Below are 19,399 nucleotides of genomic sequence, written 5' to 3'. Positions count from 1 at the left end.
CTCAACAAGAGCGGAACATTGCTAACGGTTGCCGCATGTTGATTATGAACGCGATCAACTTCTATAATCTGTTGTATCTATCGGAAAAACTGCGTCAGTGCAATCCAATCGAGCGAAATGAACTCTTAAAAACGATCCTGAAATCATCAACGCATACCTGGCATCACATCAATCTGGCTGGCGAGTACGATTTCTCTGATGGAACTATATCACCCGCAGTCTTTGACTGGAAAGCGTTGATGGATTTCCAACTTATACGCCCCTTTAGCGAGCAAACGCCCAAGTGACGGTTTTTGTACGAAACGGCAAAACTACCCTACCTCGAAAACAACAATCCGTCGCTGACGTTGCGGTATGCCAAAGGAATTCCGACGATTGGAAACAGCGCCGTTGACTATGATCGCGTGGAGTTTGATATTCGTCAAGACCTAGAAACGGGCATCAAAAGTGAGCTCCATTATGCCGTTTCGGCGGGGGTATTTCTGAATCGTCGGTCGGTGTATCTGATGGATTATAAGCACTTTATGGGAAATCGCACGTTCATCTTGTACGGCGATAGCTATACCAGATTTCGGTCGTTGCCTTTTTATGAATATAGCACGTCGGAACGTTATTTGGAAGCACACGTTACCAACGTTTACCGCCGCTTTTTGCTTACTCGCTTACCTTTTGTGCGCTTGGCGGGTCTAAAAGAAAACCTAATGGTACATTATTTACTAACTCCGATGGCCAAGCATTACACCGAAGTGGGTTATGCGTTGGATGGCCTTATTCCAGGTTTTCCGTTTTTTAGGGTAGAAGCGATTGCGGTTTTCAATAACTTCAAGTACGACCACACAGCTTTTCGGGTGGGGACAACGTTTAAGTTTGGTAATTAAAATCAAACCTCCCGAAAGTTTTAAAACTTTCGGGAGGTTAAAACGCGCTTCGTATGGATGCCATCACTTTGGCCGTAGCACCCGCGTTTTTCTGTACATAATTGTGGCAAATACCCGCCTTTTGCTGGCGGATTTCAAGGTTTTGATATACTTCAGTAAAAGCCGTCGTAAATTCTTGGGTAGTTGCAATCGTGGTAGCACCGCCCAAATGCAACAAATCCAGCGCTTCTTGGAATTTCTGATAATAGGGTTGCCCAAAGAAAATCGGCATTCCATACACCGCAGGCTCCATCGTATTGTGCAATCCATCCTTAAATGCCCCGCCGACGTAAGCAAAATCGGCATACCGAAATAGCGAAGCTAGCATACCAATCGTATCTAGGAAAAGAATGTCGAGGGGAGAATGCAGAGTGTCGAGTGGAGATGCTTCCTTACCCAACTCTAAACCGTCAACCTTAAACTCTAAACTGTAAACCGTAAACCGCTCACTATGTTTCTTGAGTAATTTTTGCCATTGTTGGATTTGTTCGGTATTGATTTCGTGAGGGGCAACGATGACCTTGAGCGGAGCTTCCCATTGATTCAAAAACGGAATCAACACCTCCATATCGTCGGGCCAGGCAGAGCCAATGACCAAAAGCGGGGCTGTGCCTTTAAATGCTTCAATCGCAGGATAACTTTTGGCTTGTTTGGCAATTTGCACGACGCGGTCGAGGCGGGTATCACCTGCAACGGTCGCGGACGAATAGCCTACGGAATTGAGTAATTGTTTGGATGCCTCGTTTTGTACCAAAATCTCGTTGAAACAAAACAACATTCGTCGGTAAAAGCCTCCGTAGGGTTTGAAAAACAGTTGGTTGGGACGAAAAATTGCAGAAAATAAAAAAGTGGGAATTTGTCTTTTTTTGAGTTCGTGGAGGTAGTTATACCAAAATTCGTATTTGATAAACAACGCCACGTCGGGTTGGACGCTATCCAAAAAACGCTTGACGTTTCGGGGAGTATCGACGGGTAAATAACAAACATCGTCCACCTGGTCGTAATCTTTGCGGATTTCGTAGCCCGACGGCGAGAAAAAACTTAGGACAATACGCGCATGAGGGTATTCGGCACGAATGGCTTCGATGACAGGCCGCCCTTGTTCAAATTCTCCCAACGACGCGGCATGAACCCAGAAGACGAGGGTGTTAGGTTCCTCGTTCCGTCGGAATGACAAAGTGCCTCTCTGCCCCTCTACCCATTTGCGCGTTTTGGGATGAAAAAGTGCGACGATGTTGGCCAGAAAGACCAAAAGATGTAGGCCAATGGTATAGAAAAATGCGAACAATTTTTGAATAAGTTACGTTAGACCAGTAAAAGTATTTAATCAACCTCTTACGTGTCAAATTAAATGAACTGGAATCGACTTACTGACGTCGCTCAATTAGAAGAAATCAAGGAAGAATCCCGCCAACATCCTGTTTTACTTTTTAAACACAGTACCCGTTGTTCAATTAGTGCCACTACACTGCGTCGGTTGGAAAGGGATTGGAACGAACAAGAAGTCGGCAATCTCAAGCCATATTACCTCGATTTGATAGCGTACCGACCCATTTCCAATAAAATTGCCGAAGAATTTGATGTATGGCATGAGTCACCCCAAGCCATACTGATTCGCAACGGAGAAAGTGTTTTCGACGCCTCGCACTACGATGTGACCTTCGACGCAATCAAAGAACAAGTAGCGTCATAGTTTGCTAAAAACAATACACAAGTGCTTGTGAAGGAGTACCGTCGGATGGGTATTGAGCTGGTGTTGTTCGCGTAAAACTTCCTTTTCTCGGTCATTGTGCGCGTGTTTTGTCATCTTCTTAAAAGTCAAAAACGAACGCAAGTAGAGGTACGCCCCAAAAAACACAAACCAAACCAAAGAGCTTACACTCACTTGGTTGGCATAAACAGCTCGGTACCGCAACCCTGCCAAACTCGCCATCGTTCGCAGGCGCTGCACGTTGCAGAGATACACCCGACCGTTGTAGAGGTGCTGGTCGTCGTAGCCTATCACCTCTGCTTCGTTCGACAAAAACATGTCGCTCCGCTCGGCTTCTACCCACACATTGGCCATTCGGCCGCTCATGCTGCTGTTGTTGGGTTTGGTGATAATCAGTAAACCGTTGGGTTTGAGGATTCTAGCCAGCTCTTTTAGCAAAGAGGCTTGGTCAGGAATATGCTCAATCGTTTCCATCAAAAGCACATAGTCGGCAGAGTTTGACGCAATGGGTAACGGCTTGGTCAAATCAATGGGAGAACAAGTCAAAGCATCGCTTCGGAGGATGTCGGGGTGCATATCAAAGGCACGGACGGTGGCCCCAGCTTTGTGCCAAAGATTAGCCACGTAGCCCGACCCCGCTGAGACGTCAATCACGGTTTTTTGCCGAACGTCGTTTTGGGCAAGGTATTGGTGGATAAACGTCAGTGCATTGCCTTTTGAATGCGGAACCAGCTTGATTTGCTCTTTTAAAGTTGACATAAGGTGTTAGGATATATCCACGGGGCGGCTTTTGAATTTTACCTTCCAGCGATCAATTTGTTTTTTGAGCCTTAACGTGGTATTTTCTTCGGGTTCTGGAAGGACTCCCAAAAATTTTGCCCCAATTTTAAGGTAATTTTTGAAAAAAGTATTGCTACTCAGCCCCCATTTTAAGATAAATTGCGTTCGACCGTCGTTGCGCTTTACCCGCGCGGTGCTTCGACTGGCAAAATGATACACCCTACTTTTGCCAATTCCCTTGTAATACCGAACCCCATAATGCCAGAGTTTGATCATAAAGTCGGGGTCGCTGTACATACCAGGAAAAAACTCAATGCTCAACCCACCTACGGCCCGATACACAAACGTTGGTAAGACCATCGGGTACCATTGGCTGCCATTCCAGTCGTCTTTGGGAAAGCTGGCGTATTCTGACAAAAATATTGCTTCGTCAAACTCCGAGGGGTGTTTTCCGTAGTTTTTGTTGGTAATAACACAGGCGTTGCCATTGTCAAAACCTTCAATCATCGTTCCGCTGATGCACCACTTGTCGTTTTTTTGCTGTTTTATTTCTTCCAACAAATACAAATCCCAATCAGGACAGACATACATGTCGTCGTCGATAAACACCAAATAATCGGCAATGGCCAAGTGGGATGCGGCGTTAAAGCCGTAACAAACCCCTGAGTTCTGGCTACTTTTGGTATAGCTAATATCGCCCTGCGCTTTTACCCATTCTTCGGTACCATCTTTTCCTTCGTTGACGTGAACGATGATTTGGTGCTGATAACGGCTATTTTTACGGAGGCTATTGACAAGGCACCTAAGGTAGTCGAGGTTGTTCCACGAAGGGATGAGAATCGAAAAGACGGGAGAATAGGAGAGGGAGACTTTTGTGTGCGTAAACTCCATGAAAGTATTTTGAGAATGAAAAAGACGGAGCTTTTCAGGAGGCAATCAACGCCCCCTGAAAAGCTCCGTCAAATTAAATTTACCAACCTTTTTGAAGAACGTACGCAATGTATCGAATGTCGTCTTCGGTCACGCGGGCGTGTAGTGGAAGCACGAGATAGCGCTCTTCGATGGCATCCATTTTGGGGAATTGCCCTGGCGTACGACCGCCAAAAATCGAATATTTATCGTTGCGATAATGCACCTGTCCCGACTCAATGCCGTGTTCGCGGAGGTGACGCATGAGGTCTTCGCGATGATCTACTTCGGCCGTGAGTAGCCATGCCGCGTGTTCACGGTCTGTGTATTCGCTACCAATCACCCGAATGCCAGGAATATCTTTGAGCAGCTCGCAGTACAAGCGGTAAAGCCGCTGACGATGTGCCAAATGTTCGTCAAATTCTTCCAAACCTGCCAAGCCCAAGCTGGCCGCAAGGTCGGTCATTTGGTATTTGTAGCCTACTTCTACAATGTCGTTTTCCCAAATTCCTTTTTGTTTGCTGGTGCGGTCAATGCCAAACCAACGCAGTCGTTTTGCTTTTTCGACCAAGGTTGGGTCTTTCACCACCAACATACCGCCGTCGCCCGTGGTAATGTGTTTGATGGCTTGGAACGAAAACATCGTAAAGTCGCTTTCGCTACCGATGTAGCGTCCTTTGTATTTGGCACCCACGGCGTGCGCCGCGTCTTCAATAATGAAGAGATTGTGCTTCTTTCCGAGTGCCCACAGTTCGTCCATTTCGCAGGGAAGACCGCCGTAATGAACGCAGACAATTGCCTTTGTTTTGGGCGTAATGAGCTGCTCCACGTGTTTTACGTCGATGTTGAGGTTGTCATCCACATCGGCAAACACAATGTTGACTCCCATATAAAGGAATGGGATGTTGGTGGCCGTACAAGTAAATACGGGGGCAATGACTTCATCGCCTGGTTGCAAATCGGCCAACAAATAAGCCAAGTGAAGAGCATCCGTCCCAGAGCCAACTGCCAAGCATTTGTTGGGGTACGTAAATTTTAACTCGAAGCGACGTTCAAATTCGTCCACTTTAGGGCCTTGGCCAATCCAACGTGAATGAAGGACTTCTGTGATGTTAGAAGCGGCTTTGGCAGGAATGTTAGGGTAGAACAGTACAATACCCTCCCTCGTATCCATAACAGGATACTCATTCATGGGTTTCTCCAGAATCTTGTCAAGAATCATACAAAGTTTGATAGATAATAGTACTCGTTTTTCTCAAAATTGGGCTGTGGAAAGAAGTGTAGGTTAAGCACTTCTTTTGTTAGAGAGACAACATAGCGTCTTATCGTTCAATAAAGATTCCTGAATATCCAAAAACCTTGTTTGTTTAGATATAAAACCGTATTGTCGAGACAAATATACAATAAATAGCGATAATGCAATATACAATATAGAAGAAAGCAAGAGAAATCAAAATTATTTTTAATGACTGTTGCAGTGTATTGATTTACAGTGAGTTATTGGGTGTGAGAACGCAGTTTGGCGCTGGGAAAATGGTAATTTTTAATGATTTTTGGGCTATTTTAACCACTTTGTAGCGACTTTTTAATCTAAAATTGGACTACAAAAGCACTTTTTTTCAAAAGTCTAGTGTGACACGGCTTTTAGTCCGATGATAGAGCCAATTAAAGTAATAAGAAAGAGGAGTCTCCAAAAAGTGATGGGTTCTTTAAATACAATGATGCCAATCAAAACAGTACCGACCGCACCAATCCCCGTCCACACGGCATAAGCAGAACCAAGAGGCAGTGTTTGAGTTGCTTTCAGCAAAAGCCCCATACTGGTACAAAGGGCGACCAAAAACCCAGCGTACCATAAATACATTTCGTTGCCTGTACATGTTTTTGCTTTACCTAAACAAAAGGCAAATACGACCTCAAATAAGCCTGCGATGGTCAAGATAATCCAGTTCATCCCTTTTTAATTTTGAGCAAAGGTCTAAAATTAGCTTGGGACAAAATTTTACAAATGATAAAAAATGAGGTCTATTTGAGTTCGGCCCTGATTCTGCTCAAACTCACTTGGGTTATGCCCAAATAAGAGGCAATGTATCCTAGCTGAACGCGTTGAATGAGGGCAGGGTTCTTTTGCAAAAGCTCGTTGTAGCGTTGGCCTGCCGTTCGGAACTGCCGAGAGATGAGCCGTTCTTCTGTTTTGACAAGCTCTTGTTCCGCCAATTTTCTCCCCCAATTAGCAAGGTGAATGTCTTGGCCGAAAAGTTGTTGTAGGTCGTGTATCTTGAGTTGATATAGGTCACAGTTATCCAACAGTTCAACGTCTTCATAGCCTTTCTGGTTTTCGACGTAGCTTTTCATTGAAATAACGATGTCGCCCTCTTGTCCAAACCAAAAAGTAATTTCATTGGCGGGAGTCTGTGCATAAGCGCGGACAATCCCTTTTTTGATAAAATAAATATCAGTTTCGACTTTGTCGGCCCGCAACAAAATATACCCTTTGGGATAACTCACTTCGCGAATATACTTTTTGAGCGCAAGTCTCGACAGGGCTGGAAGCAAGTATATTTTATCAAGTAGTGGGTCTAGTAAATCAGGTTGGTTTGCCAACTCATCACTCATTCCGCCTTGTATGGTCATCGTAATTAGTGGTCAGTACATTCCATTGCTTAGTAAACAACCGTTCCTTGGTATATCAACGACTTGATGGGGGAGATGCGGGAAACTGCTTCGGCGGAGCAACTCGCATCTACCAATACCACATTGGCATCGTCGCCTGCTTTGGGCCACTGCTGTTCGCCTTTGTCGGTGAGCGGCAAAGGGCCTGCTGTGGCCAATTTCAAGATTCTCGACAGACCAAACTCGGTCGAATACCCGTATAATTGAGCCGCGAGATTGGCTTTTTGCAAAACGCTTCCCGTACCGAACGTATTCCAATGATCTACGATGCTGTCGTTGCCTGTCATGACGTTGACTCCGTACTTCAACAGCGTAGGAATGGGCATGATGGTGGTTCCAAACGGAATGGTGGATAAAATTCCGATGCGGGCAGCGCCAAGTTTTTCGGCAATTTCTTCTTGTTTTGCTTTCTCAAGTTTGGCTAACGCGAAAGCGTGACTTACGTATGTTTTGCCTTTTAAAATGGGGTTTTCGTTGACTTTGGCAATCAAATATTCGATGGTTTTGAGCCCAGACTCTCCTGATTCATGCAAGTGAATATCAATGCCTTTGTGGTGGTCTAAGGCCAATTGGATGGTAAAGTCCATGGTTTTTTCGATGGCACCATCTAGGGTAAACGGATCAACGCCACCGATAAAATCAATGTCTGTTTGAGCGGCTTCTTTCATATAAGGGGCGGAGTCGGTATAGAACACTCCATGCTGAGGAAATGCCACCAATTCGGCACCAAAAACGTCTTTTTTGTTGCGCAAAGCCGCTTGCAGATTTTTCAGCGATTGGAGCTTAGAAGTAGGTTCAATATTGACGTGGCTACGCGCAAACCCCGTGCCGCGCGATTGCAACAATTCGATGAGTTTTTCGGCTTTTTGGGTCGAATTTTTGAGCATTTCGGGCAAAATCTGCTGCTCGAGCGCAATCATGCCTTTTACGCCATTGGTGCGTCTTTTGGTAGCTTGCCACTTATCGCCGTAAAACGTTTTGTCCAAATGGATGTGCATATCTTTGAACGAAGGCAGCATCAAGAGACCCTTCGCGTCGATAGCGTCGGCGGGTGGTTTTTGCGTGCTCACGTTTTTGATTTTCCCATTTTCAATTTCGACCGAAAACAATCCTGTTTTTGTACCCACAATCTCTTCGCCATCGTAATCAAATCCAGTTTCGAGGCGTACGTTTTTTAGGGTATAATGGCGGGCTGTTCCCGTTGGAGTATTCCAGATTATTTCCTTTTCGGAGAACTGAGAAGAGGGGCTAGGAACTAGCGACAGCCCAGACAAGCCAACGACTGAGTTTTGAAGAAAAGCTTTGCGAGAAAGAGTGGATGGCTTCATGATGGAAGTTGTTTTATTCTTTGGTATATTTTTGGGTGAGCAGCACCATCATTTCATCAATGCGTTTTTGACGGGTTTCGGGGCGTTTGGCAAAAAGCAATCGGGCTAATAGTTCTTTTTTAGCCGACTTACTCAGTCCCAAAAACTGAGCCATCAATCCCTCATGCCCCGCAAGTGCTTGTTCCAAATCGGGAGGAATGACTAAGGCTTCTACTTCGTCGAGCATCGTCCAAGAGCCATTGCGCTTGGCCACTTCGATACTTGCAAAACCCGTTTCCGTCATCAATCCTGCCTCGATAAGCTGCTCAACCTTTACTTTATTGATTTTCGACCACGTACTTTTTGCCTTGCGAGGGCAAAAAAACTGGTGTGATTTTTTGGAATCGACGGCTACTTTTTTGCTGTCTATCCAGCCAAAGCACAGCGCGACATCCACGGCCTCACTCCAAGTAATGGATGGTATAGCCGACGATTTTTTATAAAAAACAACCCAAACGGCCTGTTGAGATTGGTGATTTTGTTCCAACCAAGCGCGCCATTCCGCCTGATTTTGAGGGTAGAATACGTCTATTTCCATGCTATGTGGTACGGGCGTCCCGCCCGTCATTTTTAACCAAAGTATCTCACCTAGCTAATATCCTCATGGAAGTGATTAGGTAAAACATAGAAAGCGTAAGTGGGGTGCTTGCACTAGCTGCTTTCCTAGGCTGGAATAATTACCAACGAGTTGCATCAATGAGCGGCTCCATTGTTCAGTAGCAAGGTTAGATTTGAATTTGGGTGCAAGCATTAAAATTGAGAACTCCTGTTTATTGCTCCAGAGGAGCTACATCTTCGTAGAAAGCATGAACCACGCCTACAACGAAGTCAGTAGGGCAATGCTTGCGATGACAAGCACAAAGTTTTTGCCCCATTTCGATAGGTCGATGGCATGAGGTGTAAAACTGACCTCGGCTTTGCAAATACGTATTCACTCGTGGCACAAATTATCGGATTTCTAGCTTTGGATTGAAAATTGCTCGGTAGGTAATCTGTTAATAGCTAGCTAACACAAGCGAAACCCTCGCGCTATCAAGATTGTAAATCTTGAAATTTACGCCTACGTTTGAAGTATGAAACGCGACGATAGCTTGTGGAAAGCCATTTTGGAAGATGTTTTTGACGATTTTCTAAGATTTTTCTTCGAAAACGCCCATGAACTCTTCGATTTTGAGCGGCCTTTTGAATTTTTGGATAAAGAACTCGAACAGCTTTTTCCGACAAACCCCGACGATTTCTCGCCCAAGTACGTGGATAAACTTGTAAAAGTTTTTACCAAAGAAGGGAGTGAGCAGTGGATTTTGGTTCATATCGAAGTACAGGGAAGTAGTGATGCGACTTTTGAACATCGTATGTTTCAGTATTTTTATCGCATCTACGACAAATACCAACGCCCTGTCACGGCTTTTGCCATTCTGACCGACCGCAATAAGGGCTTTAAACCGAGTCATTTTCAACAGACCTATTTGGGTACACGTTTGCGCTATGATTTTAATGTTTACAAGGTGTTGCATCAGCGAGAGGACTTACTTTTAAAAAGTGAAAACCCTTTTGCGATGGTGGTACTGACGGCATTGGTTGCTTTGAAGAAGGGGAAAATAACCGAAGACGAGTTGTTTAGTAAGAAACTTGTTTTGGCCAAAAGTCTTTTGGAACGACAATTTAGCAAAGACAAAATCAGAGCCTTGATGAACTTTTTAAAACTCTATGTTCGTTTTGGAGAGGTGGAAAAAAACCATAAATTTGAAGAAGAAATAGCACTGTTGGCCAATAAAACAAAGAAAACCATGGGCATTGAAGAATTTGTCTTGGAGCGCGAGCGGCGTATCGGTGAAAAGAAAGGAATCGCAAAAGGTATTGAAAAGGGTATTGAAAAGGGTATTGAAAAAGGCATTGAAGCCAAAAGCATTGCATTTGCACAAGCTTTGCTCGCCGAGACTGATTTTGATGATGCCAAAATAGCCTCTTTGACAGGGCTAAGCCTCGAAGCTGTGCAGAAATTGAGGGTATCACAAAAATAAAACGTCACGTTGTGACCTCTGCGCTCTCGCTTGGCTCTGCCAAGAAGTGAGCAATATACAAAGGTTTCAAGTCGTCAGGATGCTTTTTGTCAATTGGCATTCATCTTGACGACCCGAAAATGTACTCCAAATGAAACGGGGTTTACTTTATCTATTGTTTTGACAAAAGCCGCCTTAATTTCCGATGAAAGGCTAGACTCAATGACCAAAGAATACCTAGGAATCACTTTTAATTCTACGCCAGCCCGTAAAAAAGCCCGATTTCTGAAGGTAGCACTACCTACACCGAACGTCTGAGTTTCAATCGTATTTCCAAAATCATCCCTCCAGTGCTGATACTGTTTCCCAATCACATCTTGGGTTAAGCCACCTGTAGTTAGAATAATAACCATGGGCGAGACGGGGGTTTTGCGCATTGCTCCCCATGCAACTTCAATCCCCCTTGTATCTCTTTGTAGTAAAACAACGGCAGAGGAACCACTGTAAGGTTGTAAACGATTGAGTTCAAAACGGCGTTGGTTATAGGAAAAATTCCAGAACCAATGCCAATGTCTGTGATGTTTCATTTTGTTTGTCCAGCCCAATCCTAAGCTGAACCCGCCTCTAAAATGAGTGTTTTTGTCGTTGTAATGAAGTGAGTTTCTGACCACTCCATAAGTCTGAGTAGAGCCGTAATCTATGAAATAATTTTCCTTCTGTCCATAGGCTGAATTACTTCTAACAAATACTAAAAAACAGAGAAGTGTAACGTAGCAACCACTTGAAATTTGCTTATTTGCTAATAACATAATCAATAATTTCTAAGGAGCGTGTCACTTTTTATAGTTACCATAATGGGAGTTTTTGCATTGATTCGCCGTAAGTCAACCGTAAAGAGAGAGCGTTCAAGTACTGGAGCCTGTATTTCTTTAAATTTTACAACCACTTTGCAACTCAAATCAGAAAAACCTTCTACTTGCTCTAAATTATACAAGACATTCATTACTTTCTGATTTTGGAGATTTTTTATAACGATAGAATCTCCACGGTAAGCAGGGAATTCATAATTGAAAAACTTGATAACGACTTTTTCTATTTCCAATCCGCTTTCATTGGTAAGAGTGATTTTCATTTGACGGGTGTATCCAAAAACAAAGCAACCCGATAGGAATGCCGTTAGTAAGGTGACAATAATCCATTTCATACGCGCTTAGTTTATTTTTCCATTCCCCTTGACTAATAACTCAAACACTGCTGATATCCTTGGCGAGAGCCCAATTCAGATGCCCCTCCTTTACACTCCACAACGTTCCATGTTACAGCACCAGTTTGGGGGGCAGTTGTCTTGTAAACTCGGTCAAACTGTCCTTGTTTTGACGTTGTATTAGGCAAAGATAAAATAACCCTAACATCCCGAGCATTCCACCCAATTACTAATAAAACAAAAAAAGCGTCGGTTGCCCAACGCTTTTTTGCAAAAAAAACTTTATTTCTTCTCCTCCACAGGTGGCGGAGCGCCAAAACGCTTATGGCTATTTTTGAGCTCTCCGTGTGAACTAATCAAAATGAGCGTTAGGAGCGCAATGCTTGCAATAACGAGCACAAAGTTTTTGCCCCATTTCGATAGGTCGATGGTACGCGGTGTAAAATTGACCTCGGCTTTACGAATCAGCACCGCCACAATCACCCAATTGACGATATAGAGGTACTGTTCGATGCGGTACGTACTCAAAAATGCCCCCGTTACCAGCAGGCTATATACCACATACAGCCCCCAATGTCCCAAAAACAAGGCATACACTTCGGAAGCGGAGTAGGAGAGAGGATTGGTTTTGGTAAGGTAATAGCGCACCCACCACAGCGCAGCCATCAATAAAACAAACGCCAACGCCACCAACTGCACCGTACGGTAAATGTCGCTTTCGGGCGCAAATTCGAGTTTGCTAAAGATGCCTTGCAGGCGCTCGACCGAAAACGATTGTTCCCATACCACGTAAGGAATAAAGAGCATGGACATCAGCAACGGAAACCAAGTTTTGGACTTGGGTTGGGTGTCGGCGGTGCGTTCCCAATCCGAGGTAAACGTGCCGTAGGCCATGCCTAATCCCCCAAAAAAGCCCAACGAATATTCCATCACGTTCCAGAAATTGAACTTAATCTCCGTAAGGCCGCCCAACACTTGTAAGAAATTGCCAAACGCAAACCCAAAGCCCCCGCCAAGTCCCGAAAATGCCGCTACGCGCAGGGCAGAGGTGTAGTTGTTGCGGACGAGGTACCACGTCAGGGCTGCTGCCGCCCCAAATACAGCCGCCCACATTTCGGAGCGGGGAGGGGTCATGTACCATTCAAATTCTTCAATGAGGAAAAAATAGGCAACGGCCGCTCCCACGACCATCTCGACAATCACTTCGTGCCACTTGACGGGATTTTGGGGGCTGTCAGTGAGGGCTAATCCAAATAATCCACCGCCCACGTAGCCGTATAGGCCACCCACGACAAACAACATAAGAAGGCCGTAGTAAACATTGACAAAATCGTCGCCGCGACCGTAGCCAACAAGGATTCCGTAGCTGGCAATTCCGCCCAAGCCCCAGCCGATGGCCCCCGCGAGGGTAGCAGCAAAGAGTTTGGCGTACCAGTCGGTGCGTCGCGCAACAAATAGAATGCTAAGGGTGCCCACTGCCCCCGCCCAAGCAGCCCCGTACTCGTGTCCGAATTGGCCACGAATGGCCCAAGCGGTTCCGAGCGACATCGCCACGAGGAGCATGGGGAAGTAAAGTTGTTTGTTTTTCATTGGATAAGAAAGGTGTTTATCAGGGTTTAGTATCGTTTTTAGATATACCTTTTTGGCCTTGAAAAAGGCTATTTGAGTAGTCTAAAAAACTAGCTAGTCAGTATTGTAATTATCCGATGAACATTAAAAACCTCCCACCCGTGGAAATAACAGAAAAGACTGTCAAAAAGAGTTTTGCGTGGCCGATTTTTGACGAAACAGAAGTAGAAGCCGTCGCTGAAGTAGTCCGTAGTGGCAAATGGGGTAACCCTGATTGCGGTGATTCGGTAGAGGAGTTTGAAAAAGAGTTTGCGGCTTATTGCGGTAGTAAATACGCCATTAGCTGTGTCAATGGCTCGGTGTCGCTGCGATTGGCCCTGATTGCTTGTGGTGTGAAGCCTGGTGATGAGGTTATCGTTCCTCCTTATACGTTTATTGCAACGGCATCGACGGTGATTGAGGCCAACTGTGTGCCTGTTTTTGTTGATATTGACCCCGAAACGTATAACATTAGCCCCGCTGCCATCGAAGCTGCCATCACGCCTCGCACCAAAGTGATTATTCCCGTACATTTTGGCGGGCAAGCTTGCGACATGGAGGCGATTATGGACATTGCGAAACGCCACAACCTGCGCGTTATCGAAGACGCCGCGCACGCCCACGGTGCCGAGTATAAAGGCAAAAAACTAGGGGCAATTGGGGACGTAGGGAGCTTCAGTTTTCAGTCTTCCAAAAACCTAACGGCGGGTGAAGGTGGCATCGTTGTCACCGACGACGACGAACTGTACGCCATGATGCACTCCTTGCGCAACGTCGGTCGCATTGAGGGCGGGCAGTGGTACGATCATTATAACCCAGGCTGTAACTACCGCATTACCCAAATGCAAGCGGTGTTGTTGTCGGCGCAATTGAAGCGTTTGGAACAACAAACCCTCGTGCGCGATGCCAATGGGTTGTATTTGAATCAATTACTGGAAAATGTTGAAGGCATTACTCCTTTGAAAAGAGGTTTTGGCGAAACCCGTCACTGTTACCATTTGTACATCATCAAGTACGACAAAACGTATTTTAATGGGTTGTCGAAAGTGGAATTTGTGGAGCGTTTGGCGGCTGAGGGTGTCCCTTGTTTTAGAGGATACCCGCATCCGTTGTACAAGCAACCGTTGTTCCAAAACAAAAACTTTATGTGTTATGCCATCCCCGACTACGTGGATTACAGCCAAGTACATTGCCCCGTGGCCGAACACGCGTGTAGCGATGAAGGGGTGTGGATTTTGCAACACGGAATGTTAGGAACAAAGGAAGACATGGAGTCGTTTGCCGAAGCGATTCTGAAAGTAAAACGCGAAGCATAACCATTCACCAACCATTTCTCAACTCATGTTTAAACAACGTACTTTTCTGCTTTTGATAGCGGTGCTGGGTGGAATGTTTTCGACCTATGCCCAATCGTTATCCCTCAAAAATGCCACAATTTTGGTGTCGCCGTCAGTGCCAGTGCCTATGCGTGAGACGGCGCCTAAAGTTCTCACGGAAGAAATAAACAAACGGACGCAGTTGCTGCTCAAACCCGCTGCGGCTTGGCCCAAAACGGGAGTAACGGTGGCAATGGCGCTGTCGAGCGATCGTGAACTGTTCGGAAAAGCGCTGCCTGCCCGAAAAGCAGGCGATGCGGCTGAGACTCGGGCGGAAGGTTTTCGGGTGGTGGCCGACGGAAACGTGGTGTGGATTATTGGCGCCGATGCCCGTGGGGTATTATTTGGAACGGGCTGGGTGCTGCGCCATTTGGAGATGTCGGCGGGGAATGCGTTGCTCGCACTTAATACCGACGTAGCGACGGCACCCGTTTATCCGATTCGCGGACACCAACTCGGCTATCGCCATACCGCCAATTCGTACGACGCGTGGACGGTGGGGCAGTTTGATCAACATTTCAGAGAATTAGCGATTTTTGGCACCAACGCCGTGGAAGGAATTCCGTTTCACGAAGATGAAAAACCCAATCCCCATTTTAAAATTCCTGCGTCGGAGATGCGGGTAAAAATGGGGGAGTTATGCCAACAATATGACCTCGATTACTGGGTATGGACGCCCGTGACATTTGAGCTGACCGATGCCGACAAGCGTGCGGCCGAATTGCGATTGCACGAAGAGTTTTATAAAAAATGTCCTCGCCTCGACCATATTTTTGTGCCAGGTGGCGACCCAGGTGACAATCACCCAAAATTGGTTTTGCCTTTTTTGAAAGACTTACACCAATTACTGACGAAGTACCACCCCAAAGCGAAAGTGTGGGTGTCATTACAGGGTTTTAGCGTGGAGCAAACTGATTATTTTTACCGCTATTTGGCCGAAAATAGTCCCGATTGGCTGCAAGGCGTGGTGTCGGGGCCAGGAAGTCCGCCAATGGCTGAAACGCGTTTTCGTTTGCCAAAAAAATACCAACACCGCCAGTACCCCGACATCACGCACAATGTTCGCTGTGAGTTTCCTGTGCGCGGTTGGGACCAAGCCTACGCGCTGACCCTCGGTCGCGAAGCGTCCAATCCGCGACCTTACGCGTTCTCCGAAATCCACCAAACGTACGCTCCTTTTACCGACGGCTTTGTGTCGTATTCGGATGGCTGTCACGACGACGTCAACAAGGTGGTATGGAGCATGAGAGGATGGAATCCCACGATGGATGTACGTGAAATTATGACGGATTATACCCGCTTCTTTTTTGGAAAAACCGCCGCCGAAAGCGCTGCTGACGGGATTGCGGCCCTCGAAAATAACTGGAAAGGCCCGTTGGTTCAAAATGGCGGGGTAGAGGCTACGTTTACTTTCTGGAAAGGGCTGGAAACGGCTAACCCTGCCTTGAAAAACAATTGGCGTTGGCAGATGCTTTTGCTACGTGCCAATTACGATACCTACACCCGCCGTCGATTGGTGTATGAGCAATCGCTTGAAAAACAGGCGAATGGAGTGCTTTCTCAGGCAACAGAGCTAGGCACTGAAAAAGCCATGAACGAGGCGTTGGCGCTAGTAAATCGGGCTGACCAACAAAATTGTGCGCCTGAGTTACGTCAGAAAATAGAGCAATTGTGTGCCGATTTATTCACATCAATTGGTTTGCAAACGAGCGTCAAGAAACACAATGCCAAAGGCTATGAGCGTGGTTGTGTGCTCGATTTTGTGGACTATCCGCTCAATAACCGTTGGTGGTTGGCCGATGAGTTTAAAAAAGTGTCAGCTTTACCTTCGGAGGAAGCCAAAAAAGCAAGATTGAAAGACATAGCCACGTGGGAAAACCCAGGTCAAGGAAGTTTTTACGACGACGTGTCGAGCGTAGCGAAAGGTCCCCGCGTGAAGACCGTTTCCGAAGATGCAACCGACGTAGCATGGTGGGAAGATGGTTTCAGTCGGACTCGTTTGTCGGCGCAGTTGTTTCAGAAATGTCCTGATTTAGAGTACGATAACCTCCAAATGGATGCGCGTTATATTGTTCGGGTGGTTGGGTCAGGAGAAGCGTTGTTGCGCGTGGATGGGCGTCGTTTGGAGCCGATTACGTACAGCCGTGAACCCAATGGCGTTAAAGAATGGATTGTGCCCTTGACGTTGACCCAAGACGGTAAATTGCACGTTACGTTTGATGAACCCGAGGAGTCACATTTGAACTGGCGGAAACAATCCAAAATCTCGGATGTTTGGTTGTTGAAGCAGTAGTTTATGAGCTAGAAAATCGGATAAACACATAGAACACTTAGAATTTTCACAGTAGATACATAGCCATAACTTATGTTTTCTTATGTGTATATTCTTATGTGATCTATGTGTTTTAAAATGAATGGCACAAACAATTACAACTCCCGAATCCGAATCGCACGGAAAGCCGCTTCGTCACCGTGGTCTTGAAGGAGAATATGCCCGCCAGGCATTCCAAAATCCTCCACTTCCTTAAACTTGCTAGCCGCCTTAGCTTCCTTAAATTCAGGGCTTCCAATGGTATATTCCACCACTTTTACGCCGTTGAGCCAGTGCGTTACGCGTTTGCCCTCTACTCGAATCCGTCCACGGTTCCACTCACCAATCGGTTTTTGCTGGCGCGAATTAGGCTCAATCAATTCATACAAACTCGCCGTACGACGTTTATCATTAGTATCTTTGGCAATGTCCTTGTTCCCTAAATCGTCAATGAGCTGATATTCTGGGCCTAGCATAGCGCCATTGGGGTATTTTTTGACAAAATATTTGAGACCCGTATTCGCACTTGGGGCGAGTTTAAATTCAAATTCTAAATCAAACTGCGTGTACGTTTTCTTGGTAATGATGTCGCCGCCCCGCACTACGGCCTTGCTTTCCCCTCGGCCTTTGTTGACCACCAATTCATTGTTTTCGATACCCCAACCTTCTTTGGGAAACTGATCACTTTTGGACGAAGTCCATTTACTGGTAGAGGTACCGTCAAACAGCATTTCCCACGGGCTTGGGGTGTGTAATTGTACCGAAGGGTGCATGGTATATAGACGGAATTGTTTACCATCGTTTACCACCATCCCGCTCGATTTGTCGCTTCCGAGAATAGGGTTTTGGTCGTATTTTATCCAGTGAATGAGGTCATTAGAGACGGCCACGTTGGTGCTCCATTCGCGCCAATCTTTAAAGGCCGATGCGTGGTAATAGCCATAATATTTTCCTTGGTATTTGATGATTTGGTTCATTGCTACCGCAAATTTGTCGTACCCATCAGGCCCTAAAGCAATCACAGGCTCATCTTGCACGTTTTTCCAAACCTTCAAATCGCTGGAGGTTGCGAGCCAAATTCCCAAGTCAGCCCGCTCGTAAAAGAGGTACCAAGTTTTGTTTTCGTACCAGATTGCAGGCGTCCCGTAAGCCCCTTTGCTGATGGGCGCTCCGTTGGTTTGGCGAATGTCCAAATTACCTTTTTCTTTCCAGTGAATGCGGTCGGTGGATGTCAACAAGTGAGCGACGTCGTCGCGGCCTTCGGCAAACATGTAATAAACACCATTAACTTTCACCACCGACATATCTTCTACCCAATCCAACCTATAAATAGGGTTTTGAGGGTGGCGTTTCCAGTGAATCCCGTCGGAAGAAGAGGCATAGCCGAGAAATTTGGTGGATTTGGGCTCGTTTTTGTAGCCCGTGTACCAAAGGTGGTAGGTATTTCCTTCGCGCAGGATATACCCCCGTTCGCGAATTTTTTCGTCCCACGTTTTTTTGCCTGTTCCTTCAAAAACGGGATTTTGAGGGTAAGCTTTAAAATCCACGATTTCGGAGGGAAATTGGGCGAAACTTTGATGTAAATAACAGTAAGAAAGGGCGAGGAAAAGGAGTTTTTTCATAGTGGGAAATAGAAATGGAAGGGAGGGGAAATTTACTCTTTCCCCAGTGAAAATGTGATGCCAAAGGTATTTTGGAAACGAACGGGCTTGCCCCATTTAACGGCAGGACTCCAGTTGTTCATTAGTTTGATAAGGCGAACAGCTTCTTCGTCGCAACCACCACCGATGCCCTTGATGACCCGTACCGATTCGGGAATTACTTTCCCTTTTTCATTGATGATAAAGCCTAGCCATACCTTCCCGCTGATTTTCTCTTTGGCGGCTTTTTCTGGATATTTCATGTTGTTGGCAATGACATTGCTGATGCCTTTTAATCCAGAAGCGTAGGCGGCAGGAACTTCCACGTCGGGGGCGATAAAACCTTCGTTGAGGCTTTTGGCGTAGATGTCGCTGCTATCGGCCAATACCCTCGCTTCGGCAGTATAAGGCGATTGGGGGTAGCCACTCACTTTACGAAAGAGTTCACCTGCCCGTTGGAAGTCGAGTTGTTGGTAGCGTTGTTTGGCAAGGGTCCAATAGTTGGTCATCAGCGTGGCTTGTACGGTGCTGTCTTTGGGATTAATGTCTAATATTTTTTCATAGATGGTCATGGTTACTTTGGCGGCGTCAGCATCTTTGGATAACTCCTGAATCGAACGCCAAAAACCTAAGCACTTGTCGCAGTTTTCGAGTTGCATGATGAGGTAGTCATCGTTTTCATTGCCAGTTACTTGTTTCGCCTTTTCGTACAGTTCTTTGGCTTGTTGATACTTGCCTGCTAAAAAGAGCTTGTCGGCTTGCGCTTTATGGCCAGTGCTGTCTTTGGGTGGGGTAGATTGTGCATGTAATGCGTTACTTATCAGGAATGTAAGTATGGTCAGTAGCGTAAGAAATCTCATATTTCTGGGTTAGATAATTTTGGGCAAAAATACCTTGATTTCT

19 protein-coding genes are annotated in these 19,399 nt (G+C 45.9%); 6 read left to right on the top strand and 13 right to left on the bottom strand.

Going from position 1 to position 19,399, the window contains the following annotated elements; all coding sequences use genetic code 11:
• Together K339_RS34410 and K339_RS0121485 are read left to right on the top strand one after the other, a co-directional pair.
• Positions 1 to 287, top strand: a 287-nt coding sequence (locus K339_RS34410; protein ID WP_157607607.1) for a Tn3 family transposase, incomplete at its 5' end; no start/stop codon positions are given.
• A gap of 6 nt (positions 288 to 293) precedes the next feature.
• Complete coding sequence (locus K339_RS0121485; protein WP_028525447.1) at positions 294 to 878, top strand: DUF5686 family C-terminal domain-containing protein; 585 nt, start codon at positions 294 to 296, stop codon at positions 876 to 878.
• Between the two features lie 37 nt (positions 879 to 915).
• On the opposite strand, the gene K339_RS0121480 is transcribed toward K339_RS0121485, so the two are convergent.
• Positions 916 to 2,205: a 3-deoxy-D-manno-octulosonic acid transferase gene (locus K339_RS0121480; protein ID WP_028525446.1), complete on the bottom strand. Its 1,290-nt coding sequence runs from the start codon at positions 2,203 to 2,205 to the stop codon at positions 916 to 918.
• Positions 2,206 to 2,268: 63 nt separating this feature from the next.
• Here K339_RS0121480 and ytxJ point away from each other — a divergent pair, with 63 nt between their 5' ends.
• Entirely contained in the window at positions 2,269 to 2,610 is a 342-nt protein-coding gene (gene ytxJ, locus K339_RS0121475) for a bacillithiol system redox-active protein YtxJ (RefSeq protein WP_028525445.1), read from the top strand.
• Here the strand turns inward: ytxJ and K339_RS0121470 are convergent.
• The 7 genes from K339_RS0121470 to K339_RS0121440 all read right to left on the bottom strand — a co-directional run bounded on the left by K339_RS0121470 (position 2,605) and on the right by K339_RS0121440 (position 8,895).
• Positions 2,605 to 3,387, bottom strand: coding sequence for a class I SAM-dependent methyltransferase (locus K339_RS0121470; RefSeq protein WP_028525444.1), 783 nt, complete (start codon positions 3,385 to 3,387; stop codon positions 2,605 to 2,607). The genes ytxJ and K339_RS0121470 overlap by 6 nt on opposite strands.
• 6 nt (positions 3,388 to 3,393) lie before the next feature.
• Entirely contained in the window at positions 3,394 to 4,299 is a 906-nt protein-coding gene (locus K339_RS0121465; RefSeq protein ID WP_051398159.1) for a glycosyltransferase family 2 protein, read from the bottom strand.
• A 79-nt stretch (positions 4,300 to 4,378) separates the two neighbouring features.
• Positions 4,379 to 5,539 (bottom strand): DegT/DnrJ/EryC1/StrS family aminotransferase, encoded by a 1,161-nt coding sequence (locus K339_RS0121460; protein ID WP_051398158.1) that lies wholly within the window; start codon positions 5,537 to 5,539, stop codon positions 4,379 to 4,381.
• Between the two features lie 405 nt (positions 5,540 to 5,944).
• Positions 5,945 to 6,271 carry a DMT family transporter gene (locus tag K339_RS0121455; protein WP_028525441.1) on the bottom strand — a complete coding sequence of 109 codons (327 nt, stop codon included), beginning with the start codon at positions 6,269 to 6,271 and terminating at the stop codon, positions 5,945 to 5,947.
• 71 nt (positions 6,272 to 6,342) lie between these two features.
• The gene (locus K339_RS0121450; RefSeq protein WP_229598788.1) at positions 6,343 to 6,951 is read right to left on the bottom strand and encodes a Crp/Fnr family transcriptional regulator; all 609 of its coding nucleotides are present in this window, start codon (positions 6,949 to 6,951) and stop codon (positions 6,343 to 6,345) included.
• Between the two features lie 29 nt (positions 6,952 to 6,980).
• Positions 6,981 to 8,318, bottom strand: a complete 1,338-nt coding sequence (locus tag K339_RS0121445) for an amidohydrolase (protein ID WP_028525439.1) — start codon at positions 8,316 to 8,318, stop codon at positions 6,981 to 6,983.
• A 13-nt stretch (positions 8,319 to 8,331) separates the two neighbouring features.
• The gene (locus K339_RS0121440; protein WP_028525438.1) at positions 8,332 to 8,895 is read right to left on the bottom strand and encodes a YdeI/OmpD-associated family protein; all 564 of its coding nucleotides are present in this window, start codon (positions 8,893 to 8,895) and stop codon (positions 8,332 to 8,334) included.
• 535 nt (positions 8,896 to 9,430) lie between these two features.
• On the opposite strand from K339_RS0121440, the gene K339_RS0121435 reads away from it, so the two are divergent.
• On the top strand, positions 9,431 to 10,378 hold the full coding sequence (locus tag K339_RS0121435) for an RpnC/YadD family protein (RefSeq protein WP_028525437.1): 948 nt from the start codon (positions 9,431 to 9,433) through the stop codon (positions 10,376 to 10,378).
• A gap of 89 nt (positions 10,379 to 10,467) precedes the next feature.
• Here the strand turns inward: K339_RS0121435 and K339_RS0121430 are convergent, their stop codons facing one another.
• The 3 genes from K339_RS0121430 to K339_RS0121420 form a co-directional block, all read right to left on the bottom strand.
• The gene (locus K339_RS0121430) at positions 10,468 to 10,944 is read right to left on the bottom strand and encodes a hypothetical protein (RefSeq protein WP_157607683.1); all 477 of its coding nucleotides are present in this window, start codon (positions 10,942 to 10,944) and stop codon (positions 10,468 to 10,470) included.
• 224 nt (positions 10,945 to 11,168) lie between these two features.
• A complete protein-coding gene (locus tag K339_RS0121425; RefSeq protein WP_157607682.1) occupies positions 11,169 to 11,561 on the bottom strand; it encodes a hypothetical protein in 393 nt (130 codons plus the stop codon).
• Positions 11,562 to 11,843: 282 nt separating this feature from the next.
• Positions 11,844 to 13,151, bottom strand: a complete 1,308-nt coding sequence (locus K339_RS0121420; protein ID WP_028525434.1) for a hypothetical protein — start codon at positions 13,149 to 13,151, stop codon at positions 11,844 to 11,846.
• Positions 13,152 to 13,267: 116 nt separating this feature from the next.
• Between K339_RS0121420 and K339_RS0121415 the strand changes: the two genes are divergently transcribed.
• A complete protein-coding gene (locus K339_RS0121415; RefSeq protein ID WP_051398157.1) occupies positions 13,268 to 14,485 on the top strand; it encodes a DegT/DnrJ/EryC1/StrS family aminotransferase in 1,218 nt (405 codons plus the stop codon).
• 25 nt (positions 14,486 to 14,510) lie between these two features.
• Positions 14,511 to 16,838: a hypothetical protein gene (locus tag K339_RS0121410; RefSeq protein WP_028525432.1), complete on the top strand. Its 2,328-nt coding sequence runs from the start codon at positions 14,511 to 14,513 to the stop codon at positions 16,836 to 16,838.
• A 134-nt stretch (positions 16,839 to 16,972) separates the two neighbouring features.
• Here the strand turns inward: K339_RS0121410 and K339_RS37620 are convergent, their stop codons facing one another.
• Together K339_RS37620 and K339_RS36155 are read right to left on the bottom strand one after the other, a co-directional pair.
• Positions 16,973 to 18,478: a 3-keto-alpha-glucoside-1,2-lyase-like domain-containing protein gene (locus K339_RS37620; protein WP_064751000.1), complete on the bottom strand. Its 1,506-nt coding sequence runs from the start codon at positions 18,476 to 18,478 to the stop codon at positions 16,973 to 16,975.
• A gap of 32 nt (positions 18,479 to 18,510) precedes the next feature.
• Positions 18,511 to 19,356, bottom strand: a complete 846-nt coding sequence (locus K339_RS36155; RefSeq protein ID WP_051398156.1) for an energy transducer TonB — start codon at positions 19,354 to 19,356, stop codon at positions 18,511 to 18,513.
• Positions 19,357 to 19,399: the final 43 nt, after the last annotated feature.

This window comes from Runella limosa DSM 17973, assembly GCF_000482465.1.
GTDB classification, from domain to species: domain Bacteria; phylum Bacteroidota; class Bacteroidia; order Cytophagales; family Spirosomataceae; genus Runella; species Runella limosa.
The sequence above is the reverse complement of the archived record's forward strand: the minus strand, read 5'-3'. Positions and strand labels throughout refer to the sequence as shown.

Bases quoted from the DNA above. Each gene is read 5' to 3' on its own strand.
- ytxJ (WP_028525445.1), top strand. From the start codon at position 2,269: ATGAACTGGAATCGACTTACTGACGTCGCTCAATTAGAAGAAATCAAG.
- K339_RS0121470 (WP_028525444.1), bottom strand. From the start codon at position 3,387: ATGTCAACTTTAAAAGAGCAAATCAAGCTGGTTCCGCATTCAAAAGGC.
- K339_RS0121465 (WP_051398159.1), bottom strand. From the start codon at position 4,299: ATGGAGTTTACGCACACAAAAGTCTCCCTCTCCTATTCTCCCGTCTTT.
- K339_RS0121460 (WP_051398158.1), bottom strand. From the start codon at position 5,539: ATGATTCTTGACAAGATTCTGGAGAAACCCATGAATGAGTATCCTGTT.
- K339_RS0121455 (WP_028525441.1), bottom strand. From the start codon at position 6,271: ATGAACTGGATTATCTTGACCATCGCAGGCTTATTTGAGGTCGTATTT.
- K339_RS0121450 (WP_229598788.1), bottom strand. From the start codon at position 6,951: ATGACCATACAAGGCGGAATGAGTGATGAGTTGGCAAACCAACCTGAT.
- K339_RS0121445 (WP_028525439.1), bottom strand. From the start codon at position 8,318: ATGAAGCCATCCACTCTTTCTCGCAAAGCTTTTCTTCAAAACTCAGTC.
- K339_RS0121440 (WP_028525438.1), bottom strand. From the start codon at position 8,895: ATGGAAATAGACGTATTCTACCCTCAAAATCAGGCGGAATGGCGCGCT.
- K339_RS0121435 (WP_028525437.1), top strand. From the start codon at position 9,431: ATGAAACGCGACGATAGCTTGTGGAAAGCCATTTTGGAAGATGTTTTT.
- K339_RS0121430 (WP_157607683.1), bottom strand. From the start codon at position 10,944: ATGAAACATCACAGACATTGGCATTGGTTCTGGAATTTTTCCTATAAC.
- K339_RS0121425 (WP_157607682.1), bottom strand. From the start codon at position 11,561: ATGAAATGGATTATTGTCACCTTACTAACGGCATTCCTATCGGGTTGC.
- K339_RS0121420 (WP_028525434.1), bottom strand. From the start codon at position 13,151: ATGAAAAACAAACAACTTTACTTCCCCATGCTCCTCGTGGCGATGTCG.
- K339_RS0121415 (WP_051398157.1), top strand. From the start codon at position 13,268: ATGAACATTAAAAACCTCCCACCCGTGGAAATAACAGAAAAGACTGTC.
- K339_RS0121410 (WP_028525432.1), top strand. From the start codon at position 14,511: ATGTTTAAACAACGTACTTTTCTGCTTTTGATAGCGGTGCTGGGTGGA.
- K339_RS37620 (WP_064751000.1), bottom strand. From the start codon at position 18,478: ATGAAAAAACTCCTTTTCCTCGCCCTTTCTTACTGTTATTTACATCAA.
- K339_RS36155 (WP_051398156.1), bottom strand. From the start codon at position 19,356: ATGAGATTTCTTACGCTACTGACCATACTTACATTCCTGATAAGTAAC.